This is a genomic window from Pseudomonas sp. NBRC 111131, assembly GCF_001320525.1.
GTDB lineage: Bacteria > Pseudomonadota > Gammaproteobacteria > Pseudomonadales > Pseudomonadaceae > Aquipseudomonas > Aquipseudomonas ceruminis.
Genome location: NZ_BCBH01000011.1, coordinates 94939 through 114180 on the forward strand (window position 1 = coordinate 94939; position 19242 = coordinate 114180).

Genomic DNA, 19242 nt, shown 5'->3' on the forward strand with positions numbered 1-19242 from the left:
CCCAGGTTGAGGTGTGGGGTGTTGCAGTGAAGGCAACTGTCTTGCCCAACTTCCAGAAGTTGGCGCACTGGCCTGTGGTAGCGGGCTTGCCCCGCGAACACCGGCGAAGACGTTGCCAACCACCGCCTCGCCGGCGTTACAGAATCCCCAACCCACGCGCCGTGCGGTCCACGGCGAGGCGGGTCTTCTCCACCAGCTCGTCCAGTTCGCCATGGTTGGCCACCAGCGCCGGCGCCATGATCATCCGCCCCAGCGTGGAACGAATGATCACCCCCTCTTCAAACCCATAGGTCCGACACTGCCAGGCCAGGTCGTTCTCGTTGGCGTAGCGTTTGCGGCTCCCCTTGTCCTCGGCAAACTGCAGCGCCGCGACCAGCCCGGTACCCTGCACCTGGCCAATCAGCGGGTGATTGGCAAACACCTCACGCAAGATGCGCTGCAGGTACGGCCCGGTGTCGTCCTTGACCTGGCGCACGATACCCTCGTCACGCAAGGCCTTGAGGTTGGCGATGGCCACCGCTGCCGCCACCGGGTGGCCGGAATAGGTAAGGCCGTGGGCAAACACCCCACCGCGCTCGACCAAAGCCTGGGCAATGCGCTTGCTCAGCACCAGCCCGCCCATGGGCACATAGCCCGAAGTAAGGCCCTTGGCAATGGACAAGGTGTCAGGCTCGAAACCGAAGTACGCGTGAGCGAACCATTCACCGGTCCGGCCAAACCCACCGATCACCTCGTCGGCGCACAGCAACACGTCGTACTGGCGGCAGATGCGCTGGATTTCCGGCCAGTAGCTCTCGGGCGGGAAGATCATGCCACCGGCCCCCTGGAACGGCTCGGCGATGAACCCGGCCACGTTCTCGGCGCCGAGTTCGAGGATCTTCTGCTCCAGTTGCAGAGCGCAGCGGCGGCCGAATTCGGTTGGCGTCAGGTCACCACCCTCGGCGTACCAATAGGGCTCATCGATGTGCGCCACATCCGGAATCAGCCCGCCCATTTCATGCATGAACTTCATCCCGCCCAGCGCAGTGGCCGCCAGGGTGGAGCCGTGGTAACCGTTCCAGCGCCCGATCATGATCTTCTTGGTCGGCTGGCCCACCACCTGCCAGTAACGGCGCACGGTCCGGATCAGCACCTCGTTGGCTTCGGAGCCCGAGTTGGTGTAGATCGCGTGGCTGTAGTGCCCCGGCAGCAGGCTGAACAGCAGCTCGGAGAGTTCGATCACTGCCGGGTGGGTGGTGTGGAAAAACATGTTGTAGTACGCCAGTTGGTCCATCTGCTTAGCGGCAGCGGCGGTCAGGTCCTTGCGCCCGTAGCCGAGCTGGGTACACCACAGGCCGGACATGCCGTCCAGGTAGCGCTTGCCGTCGCTGTCCCAGAGGTGCAGGCGTTCGCCGCCGACAATGACCCGCGGGCCTTCGGCATTGAGTGCCTTCTGGTCAAGGAAGGCATGGATGTGGTGGGCGGCATCACTGGCTTGGTAGTCACGGGTGTCGCGCTGCGGCTGGAACGGCGCTTGGATGGGAGCGTTCATTGTTGTTCTCCAGGGTAAAACGCGGCATGCAGGTGTCCCTGCCAGACCGCTGACAGTAAAAAAACGGGTGAGGTGAAACGCTTGGCTAGCGCCTTCGCAGGTAGCTTTCCAGGGGGTCCTTGCTCAAGCCTTCCTGGGCCTGGGCCAGCGAATCGATGAACAGCGAAAACAGTTCGGACTGCTTGGCGATGTCGAGCTTGTTGTAGAGGTTCTTGCGGTGGGTCTTGATGGTGTCTTCGCTGATGCCCAGGCGCTCGGCCAGTGAGCGCGTGGAGTGCCCGCGCAGCAGGTACTGGGCGATGCGGCATTCGCGCTCAGTGAGCAGGGACGCGCCGAAATTGTTCAGCGCGGCGTTTATCTGGCGGCCCAGGGCGCTTTCAAAGCGCCCGCCCACGGCGTCGACATCCAAATGGCTCCACTGCCGGCGCACCACCGCCACGACCCAAGGCGCCACGCACCGCAGGTCGCTGACCTGCTGGCGGTCCAGGCGACGGGTGCTGGCCAGGGCCACGGCGATGGTCAGCTGCTCATCCAGCGGGACGATGAAGTTCAGCTCGTCCTCCAGATGCGCGTGCTGGTAGAACGACAGGTAGTACTCGCTGCGCTTGAAGTGGTCGGGGGCGACATCGCTCAGGCGGTAACAGCCCGGCGCCACGCCATCCAGGCAGGCGCGGTAGAACGGGCACAGCAGGTAGTAACCTTCCAGGTAGCGCTGCACGTTGCCCTCAGGCAGCCAGGGGCCTTCGTCGTCCTTGACGAACAACGCCGAGGGCAGGCCCTTGCGCGGATACAGGAAGACCGTGATCGCCTGGCACGGAGCAAGCAGCTTGAGCGCGGCGAACAGCGCCTCGACAAAGCCCGCGGTGCCCTGAGCTTCGACGACACGGGCCATCTGCGCGTACCAGTCGGGCGATTTCAGCCGGTCTTTGCTCATGGTGGTGATCCCGTGCCAGGGTTGTGTTGGCTTGGATTCTTGCATGGGTCGGGTAGGCAGGCCATCACCCTTCGGGGTGAGGTTATGGCATGCTCTGCAGCACCTTCATTTCAGGGCCCTGCCATGCTGATCGACGAAGAACTGACCCTGAAAAAGCTCGAGACCTTCCTCGCCTTCATGCGTAGCGGCAACCTTGGCCGCGCCGCCGCCGAACTGTCCACCAGCGCTGTCAGCGTGCACCGTGCCATCCACTCCCTGGAAAGCGCCCTGCGCTGCCCACTGTTCAAGCACGAAGGCCGACAGTTGATCCCCCTGGAGAGCGCTTACGTGCTGGAAAAAAAAGCGCGCCAACTGATCCAGGACGCCGAGCAGATGGTGCGCCAGACCCGTGAAGCCGCCGGGTTCTATGCCGAGCGCTTCCGCCTGGGCGCGCTGTATTCGCTGACGGTGAAGACCGTGCCGAAGCTGGTGATGGGCCTGAAGTTGCGGCGCAGCGAGCTGAACATCGACCTCACCCTGGGCTCGAACGTCGACTTGCTGCAACGGTTGAAAAACCATGAGCTGGAGGCCGTGCTGGTGTCGCTGGATGAAAGCGTGGCGGACCCTGCGTGCGAGCAGTTGGCGCTGTTCTCTGACGACATCTTCTTGGCCGTGCCCACCGACTCACCCTTTGCTGGGCAACAGGAAGTCGACCTGGCCGACCTGGCTGATTCAACCTTCATCACCCTGACCCAGGGCTTTGCCACTCACCGCGATGGCGCTCGGGTGTTCCAGCAGGCGGGGTTCGAGCCGAAGGTGGCGATGCAGGTGAACGATATCTTCACCCTGCTCAGCATGGTCAGTTCGGGGGTGGGGTTTGCGCTGTTGCCCGGGCGGATTGCGGCGGTGTACGAGAACCGGGTGAAGTTGATTGCGCTGCAGGCGCGGTATCGGTTGCAGCAGCATATTGGCGTGGTGTTCCTTAAGGCACGGGAGCGGGAGCCGAACCTGCTGGCGTTGTTGGCTGAATGCCGGATGTACAGCCGGGAGAATTAAGCTGTTTTCGCCGGTGGAAGCGCCCCGACAGGTTCTGCACAGCCCTGAATGCCGTGGTGTACCTGCGGGGCGGTTTACCCGCGCAGAGGCCGGCGCTAGCCCACCAACCCGCGCACGCAGAAGTACAGGATCGAAGGGCCCATCAAACACCCGAGCCCGGTATGGAAGGTCGCCGTCAGTGCGCCATACGGCACCAACCGCCGATCCGTCGCCGCCAACCCCGCCGTCACCCCCGACACGGTCCCGGCCAGGCCGCCAAAAACCATCGCCGATCGCGGGTTGTCCAACGCCAGCAGCCGCGCCGATACCGGGGTGAACACCATCACCAGGATCGCCTTGATCAACCCGGTGGCAATCGACAGCGCCACCACATCCGAACTCGCGCCCAGTGCCGCGCCGGTCACCGGCCCGACGATGTAGGTCACCGCGCCGGCGCCGATGGTGGTCATGCTCACCGCATCGCGATAGCCGAAGGCATAGGCCACGCCAGCCCCGACGATGAACGGCAGCACCGTACCCAGCAGCAGGGCTATCGCTCCGATCATGCCTGCCTTGCGCGCCTCGGTGGCCTGCACTTCGAAGGCCGTGGCGACGATGGCGAAATCGCGCAGCATCGCCCCGCCCATCAGGCCGATGCCCGAGAACAGCGCCATGTCGGCCAGGCCCTTCTGCCCACCCGTCACGGTGCCGCCGACCCAGGCCAGTACCAGACCGATGACGATGGCAATGGCCGAGCCATGCACGCGGCCGAAGGTCAGGTACCTGGACAGCAGCACCGACAGCCACATGATTCCGCCCACCACTGCGAACGCGGTGATCAGGCCATTGTGTTCCAGGGCATTGTCAATGATCGGCCACATGTCAGCGCCCTCCCGCAGGGGCTACCTGCGCGTTGCTGGGCGGGGGCGCATCGAGCGCCGGCAGGGGTTCGCCACGGTGGCTGCGGCTGATGACGGCGATGGTAACGCCACACACCAGCACCGCACCGATCGCGGCCAACAGCGCCACCGGCCCACCGTGCAGGGCCGTGACCACGTTCTGCTGGGCGGCCATGGCCACCACCACCGGGATGTACATGGCACCCCAGAAGCCGACACCGAACTCACACTCCTTGCTCATGCCGCCATGCCGGTGCATGTACAACCGCGCGCAAATCAGCAGGATCATGGCGATGCCCACCCCACCCACATTGGATTTGACGCCCAGCAGCACGCCCAGGAAGTCGCCGACGATAACGCCCGCGAGGGTACACACCGCCAGCAGAGCCACACCATAGATGATCATTGTTGTTGTCCTCAGCTTGTATCGAAGTGGATTGTTGTTGTTCTTCGAGTTCCAGCGCCGTCATCGGTTGTGGGCCACCTCCTGGCGCAGCAGCGCGTCGACGGTGTCAGCCCGGGTGCCTTCGAGGGCCACGACCCTGCCCTGTTCGAACACCGGCCGCGCCAGGCCGCTGAGCACACTGCCAGGCGGCATCTCCAGGTGCAGGCGCACCCCGCGTTCATAGGCGGTGCGCACCGTAGCGCGCCAGTCCACCCGCCGCGCCATGTTGCCAGCGAGGTCGTCGCAAAGGCGCTGTGGGTCGTGGATCGGCCGCGCGCTGCTGCCGCTCAGGTAGGTGATGCATGGGCGGCGCAGTTCGACGGTGGCGAAGGCAGCCGCCAATTCGGCGGCCGGGCCGTCGAGCAATGGGCAATGGGAAGGCACGCTGACCGCCAGGCGCCGAGCCACGCCCTGGCCACGGCGGCGGGCGCGGGCGGCGACCTCGGCCATCGCGGTGTCGCTGCCGGCGATGACGAACTGGTTGTCGCTGTTGAGATTGGCCAGGTAGACCTCGCCGCTCACCTCGGCCAGCACGCGTTCGACGCAGGCCTGGTCCAGGCCGCTGAGGGCCATCATGCCGTAGCCCTGGGGGTAGGCGCGCTGCATGAGCTCACCGCGCAACGCCACCAGGCGCACAGCGTCCGAAAACGCCAGGGCACCGGCAACGACGGCGGCCGGGTAGGCCCCAATCGACAACCCGGCGACATAGTCGGGGGCCGGGCTGCGCTGCATCACCCAGCGCGCCCAGGCTACCCCGGCCAGCAGCAGGCATAGCTGCACGGCTCGGGTCGTTTCCAGGGCCTGCGGGCTGTCCAGCGCCAGTACCTGCTGGTTGAGTACAGCGCTGGCCTCATCCAGCAGCGCCGCACTGCCCTCAGGCAGCTGGTGCAGCATCCCCGCCTGCTGGGCACCCTGGCCTGGGAAGGCGAACAAGCTGCTCACGCTGCACACTCCAGCAGATTCCACGGGTCAGCCACCAGCCGGGCGCCGACTGCAGACTTGAGCAGTACGCGCCGCGCCGCGCCGGCCCACTCGCGCAAGGCAATGGCCCCCGTTGGGGTTTCCAGTTGCACATCGATGCGGCAAGGGCCGCAATCGAGGCTATCCAGCAGCTCGCGCGCTTTGGCCCGTGTCAGGGGTTGTGGTGCGCGCACCACCAGGTCCAGGTCGCTAGCCGCGTGCACGGATGCAATGCCGCATGCCAGGAGATAGCCGACGCTACCGGTCGGCCCCCAGGCCAGGCCGCTGGCGTCTAGCACAGGGGCCACGCTGGCCAGCGCCTGTAATGCGGCCCATGGGCTTGCGCCCTGCCAGCGCAACGTTTCAGGGCTCATTTGCCGACGAATGTCGGCCAGGCGCATCTGTGCCCCAAGGCGCTGCGCCCGCCCTTCCCCGCGTACGCCCACCGCCACCCAGCCTTCGTCGCACACGGCCCGCCGCACCACCACCGGCTGGCCGTGCGCAAGCACTTGCGCGGCCCAGGCCGGGGCATCGTCCGGCAACGTGGCCGGGAGCATCCCCCAAAGCAGGTCATGGGGCTGCGGGGCGCGCATGTCAGGCCTCCTGCCACTGGCTGCGCAGGCGTGCACGCACCGCGCGGGAGGCACTGCGATGCTCACCGGCCAGGCGTGACGACAGGTCGGTAGCGCTGCCGATATCGCGCACGGCTTCGGCCAGGCAGGCACGCACCTGCGCAAGGTCCCCCGCACTCGGCGCATCGGCGTTGTCCACGCTCAGACGCCGCCACAGCAGGCCCAGGGAGGCATAGCTGGCCAAATCATAAGCCATGGGCGGCACTTCGGCGGCCAGTGCTTCGAGCTGCTCGACGCTGCGCAAGGTAATCCGCGCTGCGGCCGCCTTGCCCATCGCATGCACCATCACCCCGCCGTCATCCAGCGCGATCAGCCGTTGTGCCTGGTAGCCGTGGGCCAGAAACGCTCCGGACATGGCCTTGCCGACCAGCAGCCCAATGACCGGGTGCCCGGCCAGACGGGCCTGGGCATAGGCCTGCACAGCCGCCGCCAGGGCCTGGTGAATGCCCAGGGCCTCTTCGCGGCGCCCGTAGGCTTGGCTCGGCACATCGATCACCGCAATGATGGCGCGCTTCTCACCGTCGCGGTCCTGGTCCACAGCCTCGCTCACCGCCTTGGCCAGGCCCCACCCTTCGAGCAGGCCGACCTCGCCCGAGCGAGCACGCGGGAACGGGTTCTGTGCATCCGGCACCACGGCGATGAAACGCGCCAGGCGGTGGTCCAGCGCCCCATCGATCACCTTCACCGACGCGGGATAGCCCGCCAGGGCTTCGCCACCGGCAAGGCCCGGCAGCCAGTTCAAGGCACGGTTCATGAGGCATCTCCTTGGTAGAGGGCGCGCACGGCGGCGGCATCCAGTTGCGGGCAGTCATCGCCCAGCCGGCCAAGACGCTCCAGATACCAGGCCTGGCGGCTTGCACGGTTGGCAGAAGGCGCTTGCAGCACATCCAGCAGCTGTTGGCGAATGCTGTCGACATCGTCGTCCACATAGCGGTCCGCGAGGCCACTGGCATGGCGTTGCTCGCCACCGGTCAGGCTCCAGATGAACGGGCGGTCCTTGGCGTCGTACTCGGCAATGCCGGCTTCCTGTTCGATCACCTGCGGGCCGTTGAGGCCCAGGCGCGCTTCGCGGGTGACCAGCAGGTGGCTGCACAGGCCAGCGGCGATGGACATGCCCCCGAAGCAGCCCACCGCGCCGGCGACCACGCCTACCACCGGTTGATAGCTGCGCAGCTCGACGATGGCCGCCTGAATCTCGGCGATCGCCGCCAGGCCGAGGTTGGCCTCCTGCAGGCGTACCCCGCCGGTTTCCAGCAGCAGCACAGCGCAGGTGGGCACCCCGTGGCGATTGTCTTCGATGGCCAGCTCCAACGCGCCGGCAATCTTCGCCCCGCCCACTTCGCCCATGCTGCCGCCCTGGAAGGCGCCTTCGATGGCGGCGATCACAGCGTGGCAGCCGTCGAGCCGGCCCTTGGCGATGACCACCCCATCGTCGGCCTGGGGCACGATGCCCTGGCGCGGCAGCCAAGGGGACATCAGCCGGTCGAACGGGCCTAGCAACTCACGGAAGCTGCTGGGGTCGAGCAAGGTGCGGGCGCGCTGGCGAGCGCCCAGTTCGACAAAGCTGCGGCTGCGCAGCAGGCGTTCGGTGTCAGTCATGGGCGATCTCCTCGAAACCTTGCTCAAGGCGCAGGCGCACCACGCCGGGGGTAGCGCCGAAGTCATGGATGTCGATCTTCATGGCCGGCCATGGGCGGCCTTCGAACAGGCGCTGGAACAGCTGCTCCCAGCGGGCGCCGCTGCCGTTGACCGAGGTCACCACCTGGATCTGCAGGCAACCGGTGGTGCCAGGCTCTATCAGCACTTCCAGGTCGCCGGAGCTGACGCAACCGACCAAGGTGCGGCCGCGCCCTGGCTCGGTGGCGGGGAATTGAAAGGTCAGGGTTTCCATGTCACAGGCTCCCGGCTTTATCGAGGAACAGGCAGGCGGCCAGCAAATCGGCGGCGCCGCCCGATGAGGCATTGAGTTGCAGCAGTTGGGCGTCCAGCAGGCGCAGGCGCCGGCGCCCGTCAAGGCTGGCACTGCCACCGACGACCAGCACGTCGCGGGCACCCGTTTGCACAGCCTGCAAGCCTTGTGGGCCAGCACGCCATAGCACACAGGTGTCACTGAGCGCGGCCATGATCGCCAGTAGGGCATCGAGCCGTGCGTGGTTTTCGCTGGCGCCGGCAGCGCGGCTGCGGCGCAACTGCGGCAGGCCATGGTCGATCACCGCGGGGAAACCTTGTTGCGCCTGCTCACGGGCACCACTGGCGCCGTAGCGCCGGCGCACCTGGGTGCCGTGGCTGTCCTGGGGGATCGCAGCAGGGTCATCGAACAGCGCGATGCGCCCAGCGCGGGCGGCCACTGCAGCAGGTTCGGCCTGAGCATCCAAGGCCTGCGCCGCGACCAGTAGACCTAACGCCCAGATCGCGCCGCGATGGGTGTTGACCCCAGCGGTGGTGGCCAGCATCGCCGCTTCGCCTTCACGGCCGATGCGCCCCAGGGTTGCGCGTAGCGCCAGGCTGACCTGGCCATGGGCCTGAGCGGCTTCGGCCATGTGTCGCAGGCACGGCCACAATGCCAGTGCCGAGGCCTGCATCAGGGCCAGGCTCATGTCGCTGTGCGCGCCGCTGCTGCGCCGGTCCACCAGGCCAGGCTTGGGCGACAGGTCGGCTTCGTCGATCAGTGCCTCCACCGCCAGATCGGCAAGCCGATCGGCCAGGGGCAAGGGCTGCAGGTTGAGTGCTTTCATTACCAGCTCCTGAACCGTGCAGGTGGGTTGTACAGGCCACCGGACCACTCGACCAAATCGGCAATGCTGCGTGCGGCGAGCAGTTCGCGGCTAGCGTCGGTGCGGCGGATGCCGAGGTCTTCGGGCAACGCCACCAGGCCTTGCTGGCGCAGGCGCAGGGTGTCGTTGGGGTTGTGGCGCAAGCCAATGGCGGTGACCCCGGCCACGGCGGCGATCATTTGCTGGCGCTCTTCCAGGCTGCGGGCCTTGTACAGGTAGGCAATGCCTTCTTCGGTAAGCAGGTGGGTCACGTCGTCGCCGTAGATCATCACCGGTGCCAGCGGCATGCCCGCCTTCCTCGCCACCTCGACGGCATCGAGGGTTTCGACGAACGTGGGTTTGCCACCTTCCTGGTAGGTTTCGACCATCTGCACCACCAGTTTGCGGCCGCGTTCGAGCAGCGTGTCGGGCACTGTCATGTCGAGCCATGCCGGGGTGGCGTGGCGGCGGCCGCGGGGGTCGTGGCCCATGTTCGGCGCGCCACCAAAGCCGGCCAGGCGGCCACGGGTGACAGTGGAGGAATGGCCGTCGCCATCGACCTGCAGGGTGGCGCCGATGAACAGGTCGACCGCGTACTGCCCGGCCAGCTGGCACATCATGCGGTTACTGCGCAGCGAGCCATCGCGGCCGGTGAAGAACACGTCCGGGCGCTGGGCGATGTAGTCCTCCATGCCGAGCTCGGTGCCGAAGCAATGCACACTTTCGACCCAGCCGGTTTCGATGGCAGGGATCAGCGTCGGGTGTGGGTTGAGGGTCCAGTTGCGGCAGATCTTGCCCTTCAGGCCCAGCGATTCGCCGTAGGTCGGCAAGATCAGCTCGATGGCGGCGGTATTGAAACCGATGCCGTGGTTAAGCGACTGCACCTGGTGTTTTTCATAGATGCCACGGATGGCCATCATCGCCATCAGCACATGCACCGGCTTGATATGGCGCGGGTCACGGGTGAACAGCGGCTCGATATAGAACGGTTGGTCGGCAACCACTACAAAGTCCACCCAGGAGGCTGGAATATCCACCCGCGGCAGGTCGTCGACGCGCTCCACCAACTGGTTCACCTGGGCAATGACCAGGCCGTCGCTGAACGCTGCTGGCTCGACCAGCGCCGGGGTGTCCTCGGTACTGGGGCCGGTGTACAGGTTGCCGTCGCGGTCGGCCATGAAACCGGCGACCAGCGTGACGTTGGGGATCAGGTCCACCAGCAGGCGTGAATACAGTTCGATATAGGTATGGATGGCGCCGACTTCGAGCAGGCCGTCTTCCAGCAACTGGCCGATGCGCAGGCTCTGCGGCCCGGCGAACGAGAAATCGAGCTTGCGGGCGATGCCACGTTCGAACAGATCCAGGTGCTCACTACGGCTGACGCTGGGCATGATCATGTGCAGGTCGTGCAAGCGCTCGGGGTCGGCCTTGGCCAGTGAACGGGAGAGGAAATCGGCCTGTTTCTGGTTATTGCCCTCGAGCACGACACGGTCGCCGGGGGCTATCAGCAGTTCCAGGGCTTCGACGATACGCTCGGCCGGCAGCACCCTACCCTCGGCCAGATGGCGGACGCGGTCCAGGCGGCGCTGCTTTTCGGCGCGCCGCCTGGACCACTGCGGCGGTGGATTGTTCGTTATGGTCATGGGGTGACTCCACGGGTTCGCTGTCGTGGAGGCACAGTAGGCCGGCCCAGCCAACCCGATCAATCAAGCCGGGTGCGTGTTCATTACGCTCAGGTTAACGATTGGGGGTCAGCGCCGCGGTGACGGCAGGCGAACCAGTGACCAGCAGGCCTCGGGCTCTTCCAGCACCCAGCGCACGCCGTTCAGCGGCGCGGGGTCCAGCAGTTTCGGCGCCAAGTCACCCACCATCCAGTTGGCGGTGTTGGCCGGCTATGCCAAGGTCATGGCGCTGTCGGTTCCGCGCGGCGCTGGGTCTTGACCACCCTGAAAGGCTCGGCCATGCAAAAATGCAGACTCCCCCTGCATTTTTGCCGATTGTGGACGACAAATTCGCATGCCACGATCTCGCGATACTCCAGCGCCCTCCGAACTTCACTCGGAAAATCAATAACAAAGCAGGGAGAACACGATGACCGCGCACGCTCATGCCTCGGCAACGGCTCATGTACTGGCCGAGGTTCGCAACCACATTGGCCACCTCACCCTTAATCGCCCTGCCGGCCTCAATGCCTTGACCCTCGACATGGTGCGCAGCCTGCGCCAGCACTTCGACCGCTGGGCCGACGACCCGCAGGTGCTGGCCGTGGTACTGCGCGGCGAAGGCCCCAAGGGCTTCTGCGCCGGTGGCGATATCCGCTCGCTGCATGACAGTTACAAGGCCGGCGACACACTGCACGAAGACTTCTTCGTCGAGGAATACGCCCTCGACCTGCTCATCCACCGCTACCGCAAGCCCGTGCTGGTGCTGATGGACGGTTTCACCCTCGGGGGCGGCATGGGCCTGGCCCAGGGCTGTGACCTGCGCGTCGTCACCGAGCGCAGCCGCCTGGGCATGCCCGAGGTCGGCATCGGTTATTTCCCCGACGTGGGCGGCAGTTACTTCCTCTCCCGCATCCCTGGCGAGCTGGGCACCTACCTGGGCGTCAGCGGCGCCCAGATCCAGGCCGCCGACGCGCTGTACTGTGGGCTGGCCGACTGGTACCTGCCCAGCGAGCAACTCGCAGCGCTGGATGAGGGCCTCGGCCGCCTGAGCTTCGGCGACCACCCGCTCAAGGACCTGCAGGGTCTGCTGGCCACCCTTGGCAGCCAGACACTGGAGGATGCGCCGCTGCAGAAGCTGCGCCCGGCCATCGACCACTACTTTGCCCTGCCAGACCTGGCGGCAATCATCCAGCAATTGCGCGCGGTGAGCATCGGCGACAGCCATCCCTGGGCCCTGGCCACCGCCGACCAGCTGGAAAGCCGCTCGCCCCTGGCCATGGCGGTTACCCTGCAGATGCTGCGCCGCGGCCGTCACCGGACGCTGGAAGAATGCTTCGCCATGGAGCTGCACCTGGACCGCCAGTGGTTCCAGTACGGCGACATCATCGAAGGCGTACGCGCGCTGATCATCGACAAGGACAAGCAGCCGCGCTGGAACCCGCCGACCCTGGCCGGCCTGCAACGCCAGCGGGTCGACCAATTCTTCGAAGGCCTGTGAGCCGGGGAGTACACAGATGCAAGACCTGGAACTGAGCGAAGAACAGATCATGATCCGCGACATGGCCCGGGACTTCGCCCGTGGCGAAATCGCCCCCCATGCCCAGGCCTGGGAGAAGGCTGGCTGGATCGATGATGACGTGGTGCGCAAGATGGGTGAGCTGGGCCTATTGGGCATGGTGGTGCCGGAGGAATTCGGCGGCAGCTACACCGACTACGTCGCCTACGCCCTGGCCGTCGAGGAAATCGCCGCGGGCTGCGGCGCCACCGGTGCGATGATGAGCATCCACAACTCGGTGGGCTGCGGGCCACTGCTGGCCTATGGTTCGCCCGAGCAACAACAGGCCTGGCTGCCGCGCCTGGCCAGCGGCGAAGTGATCGGTTGCTTCTGCCTGACCGAACCGCAGGCCGGCTCCGAAGCGCACAACCTGCGTACCCGCGCCGAGCTAGTCGACGGGCAATGGGTGATCAACGGTGCCAAACAGTTCGTCAGCAATGCCCGCCGCGCGGGGCTGGCCATCGTCTTTGCGGTGACCGACCCGGCGCTGGGCAAGAAAGGCCTGTCGGCGTTTCTGGTGCCCACCGACAACCCGGGCTTCAAGGTCGATCGCAGCGAACACAAGATGGGTATCCGTGCCTCGGACACCTGTGCAGTCACCTTCGACAACTGCCGCATTCCTGCCGCTAACCTGTTGGGTGAGCGCGGCAAGGGGCTGGCCATCGCCCTGTCCAACCTCGAGGGCGGGCGCATTGGCATTGCCGCCCAGGCCTTGGGCATCGCCCGAGCGGCCTTCGAGGCGGCGCTGGTCTACTCCCGCGAGCGGGTGCAGTTCGGCAAGCCGATCAACGAGCACCAGAGCATTGCCAACCTGCTGGCCGACATGCAGGTGCAGGTCAATGCCGCGCGCCTGCTGATCCTGCATGCCGCACGCCTGCGCAGTGCCGGCAAGCCGTGCCTGTCGGAGGCGTCGCAGGCCAAGCTGTTCGCTTCGGAAATGGCTGAACGGGTATGTTCGATGGCCATCCAGGTGCACGGTGGCTATGGCTACCTGGAGGATTACCCGGTGGAGCGTTATTACCGGGATGCACGCATCACGCAGATCTACGAAGGCTCGAGCGAGATCCAGCGGATGCTGATTGCGCGGGAGTTGAAGCACTATCCGTTGTGAGGCTGCAGCGCTAGCGCCGCTGCCTGAAGGTTTGCGAAGGCAGCAGGCCAAAGCGCGCGCGGTACATCTCGGAAAACCGCCCCAGGTGCAGGAAGCCATAATCCATCGCCAGCTCGGTTACGCTGCGCACCGCGCAGCTGGTATCACTCAGGCAGGCGTGTACCCGTTCCAACTTGCGCTGGCGCACGTACTGCTTGGGGGTGGTGCCCAGGTGGCGGTCGAACAGCGCATACAGGGAGCGCACACTCATGCAGGCCTGCTCGGCCAGGGTCTCGGCCGCCAACTCCAGCTTCAGGTTGCGGTCGATGTAGTCGAGGATGCGCTCCAGGCTCGCCCCAGGGCTGCCCAGGCTCTCCCGACGAATGTTGGTGTTCATCAGGGTCAACAGCTTGCTGGCGACAATCTCGCTGTAGTGCCCCTGTACCCGCGGCAGCGAATCGCTCACCTCGGCCTCGTGGCAGACCATCGCCAACAGGTTGACGAAACCGTCCAGTTCTTCCAGCCGGTAGTGATTGCGCAGAAACCGCACCCCTCCCTCCGGCCGCTGCCAGCGCTGCGCCTCGCAGATCGAGTCGAGCAGCCTGGTCGGCACCTTGAGAATGAATTTCTCGCAGTCCTCTGAATACGTCAGGTCGACCGGATCGTCCGGGTTGATCAGCAGCAGCTCGCCCGGCACCAGGTGATGCTCGCGCTGGTGCCCCCGCCACAGGCAGTTGCCATTGAGCAGCACCTGCAGGTGGTAGATGGTTTCCAGGGCCGGTGAAGTGACCCGCACGCTGCCGCCGTAGCTGATGCGGCACAGGTCGAGTTCGGCGAACTTACGGTGGCTGAGACTGGCTTGTGGATGGGTGGTGCGCGAAAGGCCGATGCAGTGTTGGCCCACGTGCCGGTTGACGTAGTCGGACACCGCATAAGGGTCGGCGTGATGGAACACGCTACTGCGCTCGCTCAGCAGGCGGCTTTCCATAGGCAAGGCACTCGGCATCGTTATTGTTCTGGGCGCCGCTTCCTACTGGCCAAGGCCCGTGGTCGCGGTCGTTCACGGTCATTCTACGAGCCCGGGGTCGGGTTTCTGGGGGCAACTGACCACCGGTGGCTGGATGACACACTAAGCAAAAGGTGGGGGTTGGGCAATGAGATGTTGGGATTGGGTGGGCGGATAACGGACGCCCGCCCTTCGACCGCTGCGCGATTACCGGACACCGCCTGGAAACAGCTTGCAATCAAGCACTTGCTCCGTTCGGTAATATTTCCGACATCAAGGCCAGCACATCTGCTAAAAAAGCCGCATGCCAACCCTACTGCTCTCTCACCTTCGTCGCCGCTGGCTCACCTGGCTGTGCACTACCCTGCTGATCATCGGCCTCCCCGCCGGTTGCGCCGTGCTGCAGCACAAGGAGCGCGAGCTGGTGTTTCGCATCGAACCTGGCCAGGCGAGCTGGTTCCACGGCCTGCCCAGTGACGTGCAGGAACTTGACCTGTGCCCACGCACTTTCACCGAAAACCAGAGCCTGCATGCCTGGTGGTGGCCGGCCAAACGCGCCGACGCCCCCGCCATCCTCTACCTGCACGGCGTACGCTGGAACCTCACCGGCCAGCTGTTCCGCATCCAGCAACTGCACGCGATGGGCTATTCGGTGCTGGCGGTGGATTACCGTGGCTTCGGCCAAAGCCGCGGTGACCTGCCATCCGAGGCCACAGTCTACGAAGACGCGCGTATTGCCTGGGAGCGCTTCGCCCAACTGCAGCCGGACGCCAACAAGCGCCTGATCTTTGGCCATTCACTGGGCGGCGCGGTGGCAGTCGAGTTGGCCACGGAGCTGGCGCGCCAGGCGCAACAGGACGGCCATGGCGCACCGGCCCGGGGCTTGATTCTCGAATCAACCTTCACCTCGCTGGGCGATGTCGCCGCCGCAGTCGCCGATACCACGCTACCGGTGCGCTGGCTGCTGTCGCAGAAGTTCGACTCGCTGGACAAAATCAAGGACGTGGGCCTGCCACTGCTGCTGGTACACGGCCTGGACGACCGTTTCGTGCCGGCCCGTTTCAGCCAGCAGCTGTTCGAGGCCGCTCAGCAGCCCAAAACCCTGCTGTTGGTGCCAGGGGCCACCCATAACAACAGCATGAGCCTGGCAGGCCAACGTTACCGGCAGGCGATTGAAGGGTTGCTCTGAGCGTTCTTATTGCACCGGCAAGAAGTTCATCAGCAACAGGCTTTGCGCATAGTTCAACCCGATGCGCCGGTAGCGCTCATCCAGCAGCTCCGCCAGCAGGTCCAGGCGCGCCACGATCTTGCCGAACTCCACCGCAAAACTCAGGTTGCTGGCCTGTTCCGAGATCTCGTTGGAGAACAGCAGCAACACGCCATTGGCATCCTGGCGCTGGCTCAACATCCAGGTGGCCTTCTCGATGTTGCGTGCGGCGTTGTTGATGAACAACGGGTCGAGGGTATCGGTCATGTAAAACTCGCTACGCCCCCCATGCGCGGTGATCAGCATGCTGCCGATGGCATAGATGAAGGCACCGACCCGGTCCCCCCGAAACGCCGGGCTCAAGGCATAACTCAAGGCAGCCAGGTCGCGGCGGTTGCCTAGCTGAGGGAGCGGTTGGCGCTGCTCGATGGCCAGCCTGATCTGCCGCTCGGCCGTGGCCGCATCGAGGTAGCCGGACATTTTCCACTGGTTAGGGTTGCGCAGGTACAGCTTGTTCATCAGCAGGTACAAGCTCTGCAGGTTGTCGCGCATGGCCAGGGTCGCCATGCGGTCGACGCTGGTCTGGAACAGCTCGCTGGGCTTGCCGTCGCCGAACTGGCTGACGATGTCGCGGCCCTGTTGCTGGGTACAGGCCCCCAGGCAAATCAACGTACCTGCCAGCAGCAGGCGTGGGAGGATTTCAATTTTGCTTGCAACCATCGGCACCGGGTCGAAGTCGGCGGCCGCGCTGGGGATCGGCGCAGCCTGGCCAAGCATAGAGCCCGCAAATGCGAAAAAGTGCGATGGGGCGGCGTAAGCCGCGCAAGCGCCGGTGCCTGCAACCCACCGTCACATGGCGTGTTGCAGCATCTGCACCACCTGTGCATGCAACGCCGGGTCCCCGCAAGCCACCACACACCCACCGTTCTGCGCCGAGCTGCCATCCCAGGCGGTCATCACCCCACCCGCCCCTTCAATGATCGGCATCAGCGCCTGCACGTCATACGCCTGCAGGCTGGCCTCGACAATCACATCGACAAACCCTGACGCCAGCATGCAATAGGCGTAGCAGTCGCCGCCGTAGCGCATCAACCGCGCCTTGCCGGCAACGGCTTCGAAGGCTGCCTTGCGCTGCGGGGTGTCGAACATGTCGGGAGTGGTGCACATCAGTGTGGCCGCAGCCAGGTCCGCGCAGGCGCGTGTTTTCAACGCGGTGCCGCTGCGCCAGGCACCTTCGGGCGTACCGACGAAGCGCTCGCCAGTGAAGGGCTGGTTCATCACCCCCAGTACCGGGCGCGAGCCATCGTTCAGGGCAATCAAGGTACCCCACAGTGGCAACCCCGTGATAAAGGCGCGAGTGCCGTCGATCGGGTCCAATACCCAGGTCAGCGGGCTAGTGCCAAGTGCAACGCCCTGCTCCTCCCCCAGGATGCCGTGCTCTGGGTACCGAGCCTGGATCAATGCGCGCATCGCCTCTTCGGCGGCTTTGTCGGCCACGGTTACCGGGTCGTACAGGCGCCCGCCCTTGTCCTCGACGTCCAGGCTGGCGCGAAAATACGGCTGGATCGCCGCCGCCGCGGCATCGGCCAACTGCTCGGCAAACGCGCGAAATTCACCAATCTGTTCAGCATTCAGGGTCATGGGCCAAGCCTCGGGCAAATGATGGGGCCGGCATCATACCTGACAACCCACTCGACCGTGGGCGCCGGCCCACACGCAGTGCCGGATATGATCAGCGCACGCTGGCACTGCGGCAAAAGCCTGCCCGGGCGTTACTGGGTCTAGACTCAACATAGCGACCTGTTGGCACTGACCGGGGGGCTGCCCACACGTGGAGGTGTGCGATGAGCCAGTTCAAGCGTCTGTTCGTCATGCTCGGCCCGCAAATGCGCTACACGCCCGCGTTGCAGCGCGCGGCGGCACTGGCAGAGTCCAGTGGCGCACTGCTGGATATCAACGTGTTCGTCGACGATGTCGACACCTTCGGCCTGATGAGTGACGGCCATGAGCGTGAGCATCTGCTGGCCGACAATCGTCAATGGCTGGCCGACGCAGCGGAGCAGTTAGGCAATGCCGGCCTGGATGTGTCCACCGAACTGCTGCTGACCCGCGACCCGTTGGGCAGCGTCATCGAGCGCATCGAACGCCTGGGCTGCGACCTTCTGGTCAAGGACGTGCAACATGAGCCGGTCCTCAAGCGCCTGCTGGTCACGCCGCTGGATTGGCAACTGCTCAAGGACAGCCCGGTGGCCGTGCACCTGGTCAGCGACATCCGCCTGCCGCTGCCAAGGCAGATCGCGGCGGCGGTCGACCTCAACTGCCACGGTGCGGGCGAACACCTCGACGACCAGGTGATCTGCAGCGCCCACGCCTTGGCCCTGCAATGCAACGCCGAGCTGCATCTGTTGCACGTGTGCGATGCCGCCAAGACCCACATCGCCGACTTCGGTGCCGGCACGGTGACCATGCCCGGTTTTGGCGGTAGTGTGCGCACGGCCCAGCGCACGGCGTTCAACCGCCTGGGTGACCACCATCAGATCGCGCTGGAACGCAGGCATTTCGTCGAAGGCCCGGCGATACGGGCGATTGCCCACTTCGTCAGCCATAGCCGGGTGGATGTGATCGTGATGGGCAGCCATCGGCATGATGCCCTGCAGACCTTCCTGGGTGGAACCACGGCACATGTGCTGGAACATCCGCTGTGCAATGTGCTGGCGATCAAAGGCGTCAGCTGAGTGACGCCCAGCCGCCCACGGCCCCCTCGCGGCACTTCGGCGCGAAGGGGCCGGTAGTCAACGGGGTGTCAGAAGCCCTTGCTGTAGAACAGCGAGTACGACTCGATGCCGTCGTTCGGCTGCTTGATGCCGGCGTTGGAGTAGTGGATGGCACGAATGCCGACCTTCTGCTCGCCCGGCAGTTTCAAGCCGAAACCGATGCGGTCTTCGAAGTTGACCGAAGAGCCCAGACGCTGGTCGCCCACCTTGGTCTTGGAAAACGCAGCCAGGCCGATACCTGCCTCGATGTACGGGGTGTAGGTGAAACCGCTGAATTCATAGGTGAACACCGGGCTGAACGACAGCGAATGGGCACCGCTGAAATCGCCACCTTCCCAGTAGGTATAGCCAGCATCCCAGTAGCCACTCACGAAACCGGTGCTGCTTTCCAGCCATTTCTTGTCCCAGTCAAAGGACAGGCCGATGCGGTAGGTCATGTCGCCCTGGCTGGTAGCGCCCACAGCCCCGGAAACTTGTGCAGCCTGGGCCAGGTTGGCCCCGGCGAAGGCCAATACAGCAGCGGCCAGCGAAGCGGCGAGACGGGTTTTCATTGATGACTTCTCCTGATGGTCAACACGGCAAGCGGGGGCTCGGGCCCCTTGTTTTTACGGTGACCGACGCATCCAGCCGGTCACACGGGGTAATACTTTTCTGATTATTGTCCAGATAATCAGAAAGTTGAAAGTGAATTGCCACTAATGGCTAATTTCATCGCCCCTGGTGAGCTGGCGAGGTTGGGCCTGTGGGAGGCTCCAGCGCTCGGTTTGCCTGAACGCTG

The 19242-nt window shown here is 65.2% G+C and carries 20 protein-coding genes; 5 read left to right on the forward strand and 15 right to left on the reverse strand.

All coding sequences use genetic code 11. The annotated features are described in order from the left end of the window. Positions 1–136: 136 nt before the first annotated feature. Together APH34_RS12845 and APH34_RS12850 are read right to left on the reverse strand one after the other, a co-directional pair. Positions 137–1531, reverse strand: coding sequence for an aspartate aminotransferase family protein (locus tag APH34_RS12845; protein WP_054901398.1), 1395 nt, complete (start codon positions 1529–1531; stop codon positions 137–139). An 85-nt stretch (positions 1532–1616) separates the two neighbouring features. After that, positions 1617–2465: a helix-turn-helix transcriptional regulator gene (locus APH34_RS12850; protein WP_054901399.1), complete on the reverse strand. Its 849-nt coding sequence runs from the start codon at positions 2463–2465 to the stop codon at positions 1617–1619. A gap of 123 nt (positions 2466–2588) precedes the next feature. Between APH34_RS12850 and APH34_RS12855 the strand changes: the two genes are divergently transcribed. Next, entirely contained in the window at positions 2589–3500 is a 912-nt protein-coding gene (locus APH34_RS12855) for a LysR family transcriptional regulator (protein WP_054901400.1), read from the forward strand. A gap of 95 nt (positions 3501–3595) precedes the next feature. On the opposite strand, the gene madM is transcribed toward APH34_RS12855, so the two are convergent. From madM to mdcA, 9 genes are read right to left on the reverse strand one after another with little or no spacing between them, the layout of a single operon-like run. After that, entirely contained in the window at positions 3596–4360 is a 765-nt protein-coding gene (gene madM / locus APH34_RS12860; RefSeq protein WP_054901401.1) for a malonate transporter subunit MadM, read from the reverse strand. Between the two features lies 1 nt (position 4361). Further along, the gene (madL, locus tag APH34_RS12865) at positions 4362–4784 is read right to left on the reverse strand and encodes a malonate transporter subunit MadL (RefSeq protein ID WP_054901402.1); all 423 of its coding nucleotides are present in this window, start codon (positions 4782–4784) and stop codon (positions 4362–4364) included. 60 nt (positions 4785–4844) lie between these two features. After that, positions 4845–5765 carry a malonate decarboxylase subunit epsilon gene (mdcH, locus tag APH34_RS12870; protein WP_054901403.1) on the reverse strand — a complete coding sequence of 307 codons (921 nt, stop codon included), beginning with the start codon at positions 5763–5765 and terminating at the stop codon, positions 4845–4847. Next, complete coding sequence (locus tag APH34_RS12875; RefSeq protein WP_054901404.1) at positions 5762–6376, reverse strand: malonate decarboxylase holo-ACP synthase; 615 nt, start codon at positions 6374–6376, stop codon at positions 5762–5764. The genes mdcH and APH34_RS12875 overlap by 4 nt, the downstream gene beginning before the upstream one ends. A gap of 1 nt (position 6377) precedes the next feature. After that, entirely contained in the window at positions 6378–7169 is a 792-nt protein-coding gene (gene mdcE, locus APH34_RS12880; RefSeq protein ID WP_054901405.1) for a biotin-independent malonate decarboxylase subunit gamma, read from the reverse strand. Continuing rightward, positions 7166–8014 carry a biotin-independent malonate decarboxylase subunit beta gene (locus APH34_RS12885; RefSeq protein WP_054901406.1) on the reverse strand — a complete coding sequence of 283 codons (849 nt, stop codon included), beginning with the start codon at positions 8012–8014 and terminating at the stop codon, positions 7166–7168. The genes mdcE and APH34_RS12885 overlap by 4 nt, the downstream gene beginning before the upstream one ends. Next, on the reverse strand, positions 8007–8306 hold the full coding sequence (locus APH34_RS12890) for a malonate decarboxylase subunit delta (RefSeq protein WP_054901407.1): 300 nt from the start codon (positions 8304–8306) through the stop codon (positions 8007–8009). Before APH34_RS12890 ends, APH34_RS12885 begins: the two co-directional genes overlap by 8 nt. 1 nt (position 8307) lies before the next feature. Continuing rightward, positions 8308–9150, reverse strand: coding sequence for a triphosphoribosyl-dephospho-CoA synthase (locus APH34_RS12895; RefSeq protein WP_082422795.1), 843 nt, complete (start codon positions 9148–9150; stop codon positions 8308–8310). Next, on the reverse strand, positions 9150–10811 hold the full coding sequence (gene mdcA / locus APH34_RS12900) for a malonate decarboxylase subunit alpha (protein ID WP_054901408.1): 1662 nt from the start codon (positions 10809–10811) through the stop codon (positions 9150–9152). The genes APH34_RS12895 and mdcA overlap by 1 nt, the downstream gene beginning before the upstream one ends. A 448-nt stretch (positions 10812–11259) precedes the next feature. Between mdcA and APH34_RS12905 the strand changes: the two genes are divergently transcribed. Both APH34_RS12905 and APH34_RS12910 read left to right on the forward strand, forming a co-directional pair. After that, complete coding sequence (locus APH34_RS12905) at positions 11260–12330, forward strand: enoyl-CoA hydratase/isomerase family protein (protein WP_054901409.1); 1071 nt, start codon at positions 11260–11262, stop codon at positions 12328–12330. 16 nt (positions 12331–12346) lie between these two features. Then, on the forward strand, positions 12347–13498 hold the full coding sequence (locus tag APH34_RS12910) for an acyl-CoA dehydrogenase family protein (protein ID WP_054901410.1): 1152 nt from the start codon (positions 12347–12349) through the stop codon (positions 13496–13498). Between the two features lie 10 nt (positions 13499–13508). On the opposite strand, the gene APH34_RS12915 is transcribed toward APH34_RS12910, so the two are convergent. Further along, on the reverse strand, positions 13509–14465 hold the full coding sequence (locus APH34_RS12915; protein ID WP_054901470.1) for an AraC family transcriptional regulator: 957 nt from the start codon (positions 14463–14465) through the stop codon (positions 13509–13511). A 322-nt stretch (positions 14466–14787) separates the two neighbouring features. Between APH34_RS12915 and APH34_RS12920 the strand changes: the two genes are divergently transcribed. Beyond that, complete coding sequence (locus APH34_RS12920; protein ID WP_054901411.1) at positions 14788–15672, forward strand: alpha/beta hydrolase; 885 nt, start codon at positions 14788–14790, stop codon at positions 15670–15672. 6 nt (positions 15673–15678) lie between these two features. On the opposite strand, the gene APH34_RS12925 is transcribed toward APH34_RS12920, so the two are convergent. Together APH34_RS12925 and hisN are read right to left on the reverse strand one after the other, a co-directional pair. Next, positions 15679–16410: a hypothetical protein gene (locus tag APH34_RS12925; protein WP_054901471.1), complete on the reverse strand. Its 732-nt coding sequence runs from the start codon at positions 16408–16410 to the stop codon at positions 15679–15681. Positions 16411–16539: 129 nt separating this feature from the next. After that, positions 16540–17331 (reverse strand): histidinol-phosphatase, encoded by a 792-nt coding sequence (gene hisN, locus APH34_RS12930; protein WP_054901412.1) that lies wholly within the window; start codon positions 17329–17331, stop codon positions 16540–16542. Between the two features lie 203 nt (positions 17332–17534). Here hisN and APH34_RS12935 point away from each other — a divergent pair, with 203 nt between their 5' ends. Beyond that, a complete protein-coding gene (locus tag APH34_RS12935; RefSeq protein ID WP_054901413.1) occupies positions 17535–18425 on the forward strand; it encodes a universal stress protein in 891 nt (296 codons plus the stop codon). A 68-nt stretch (positions 18426–18493) separates the two neighbouring features. On the opposite strand, the gene APH34_RS12940 is transcribed toward APH34_RS12935, so the two are convergent. Further along, positions 18494–19015 (reverse strand): acyloxyacyl hydrolase, encoded by a 522-nt coding sequence (locus APH34_RS12940; protein WP_054901414.1) that lies wholly within the window; start codon positions 19013–19015, stop codon positions 18494–18496. Positions 19016–19242 lie beyond the last annotated feature (227 nt).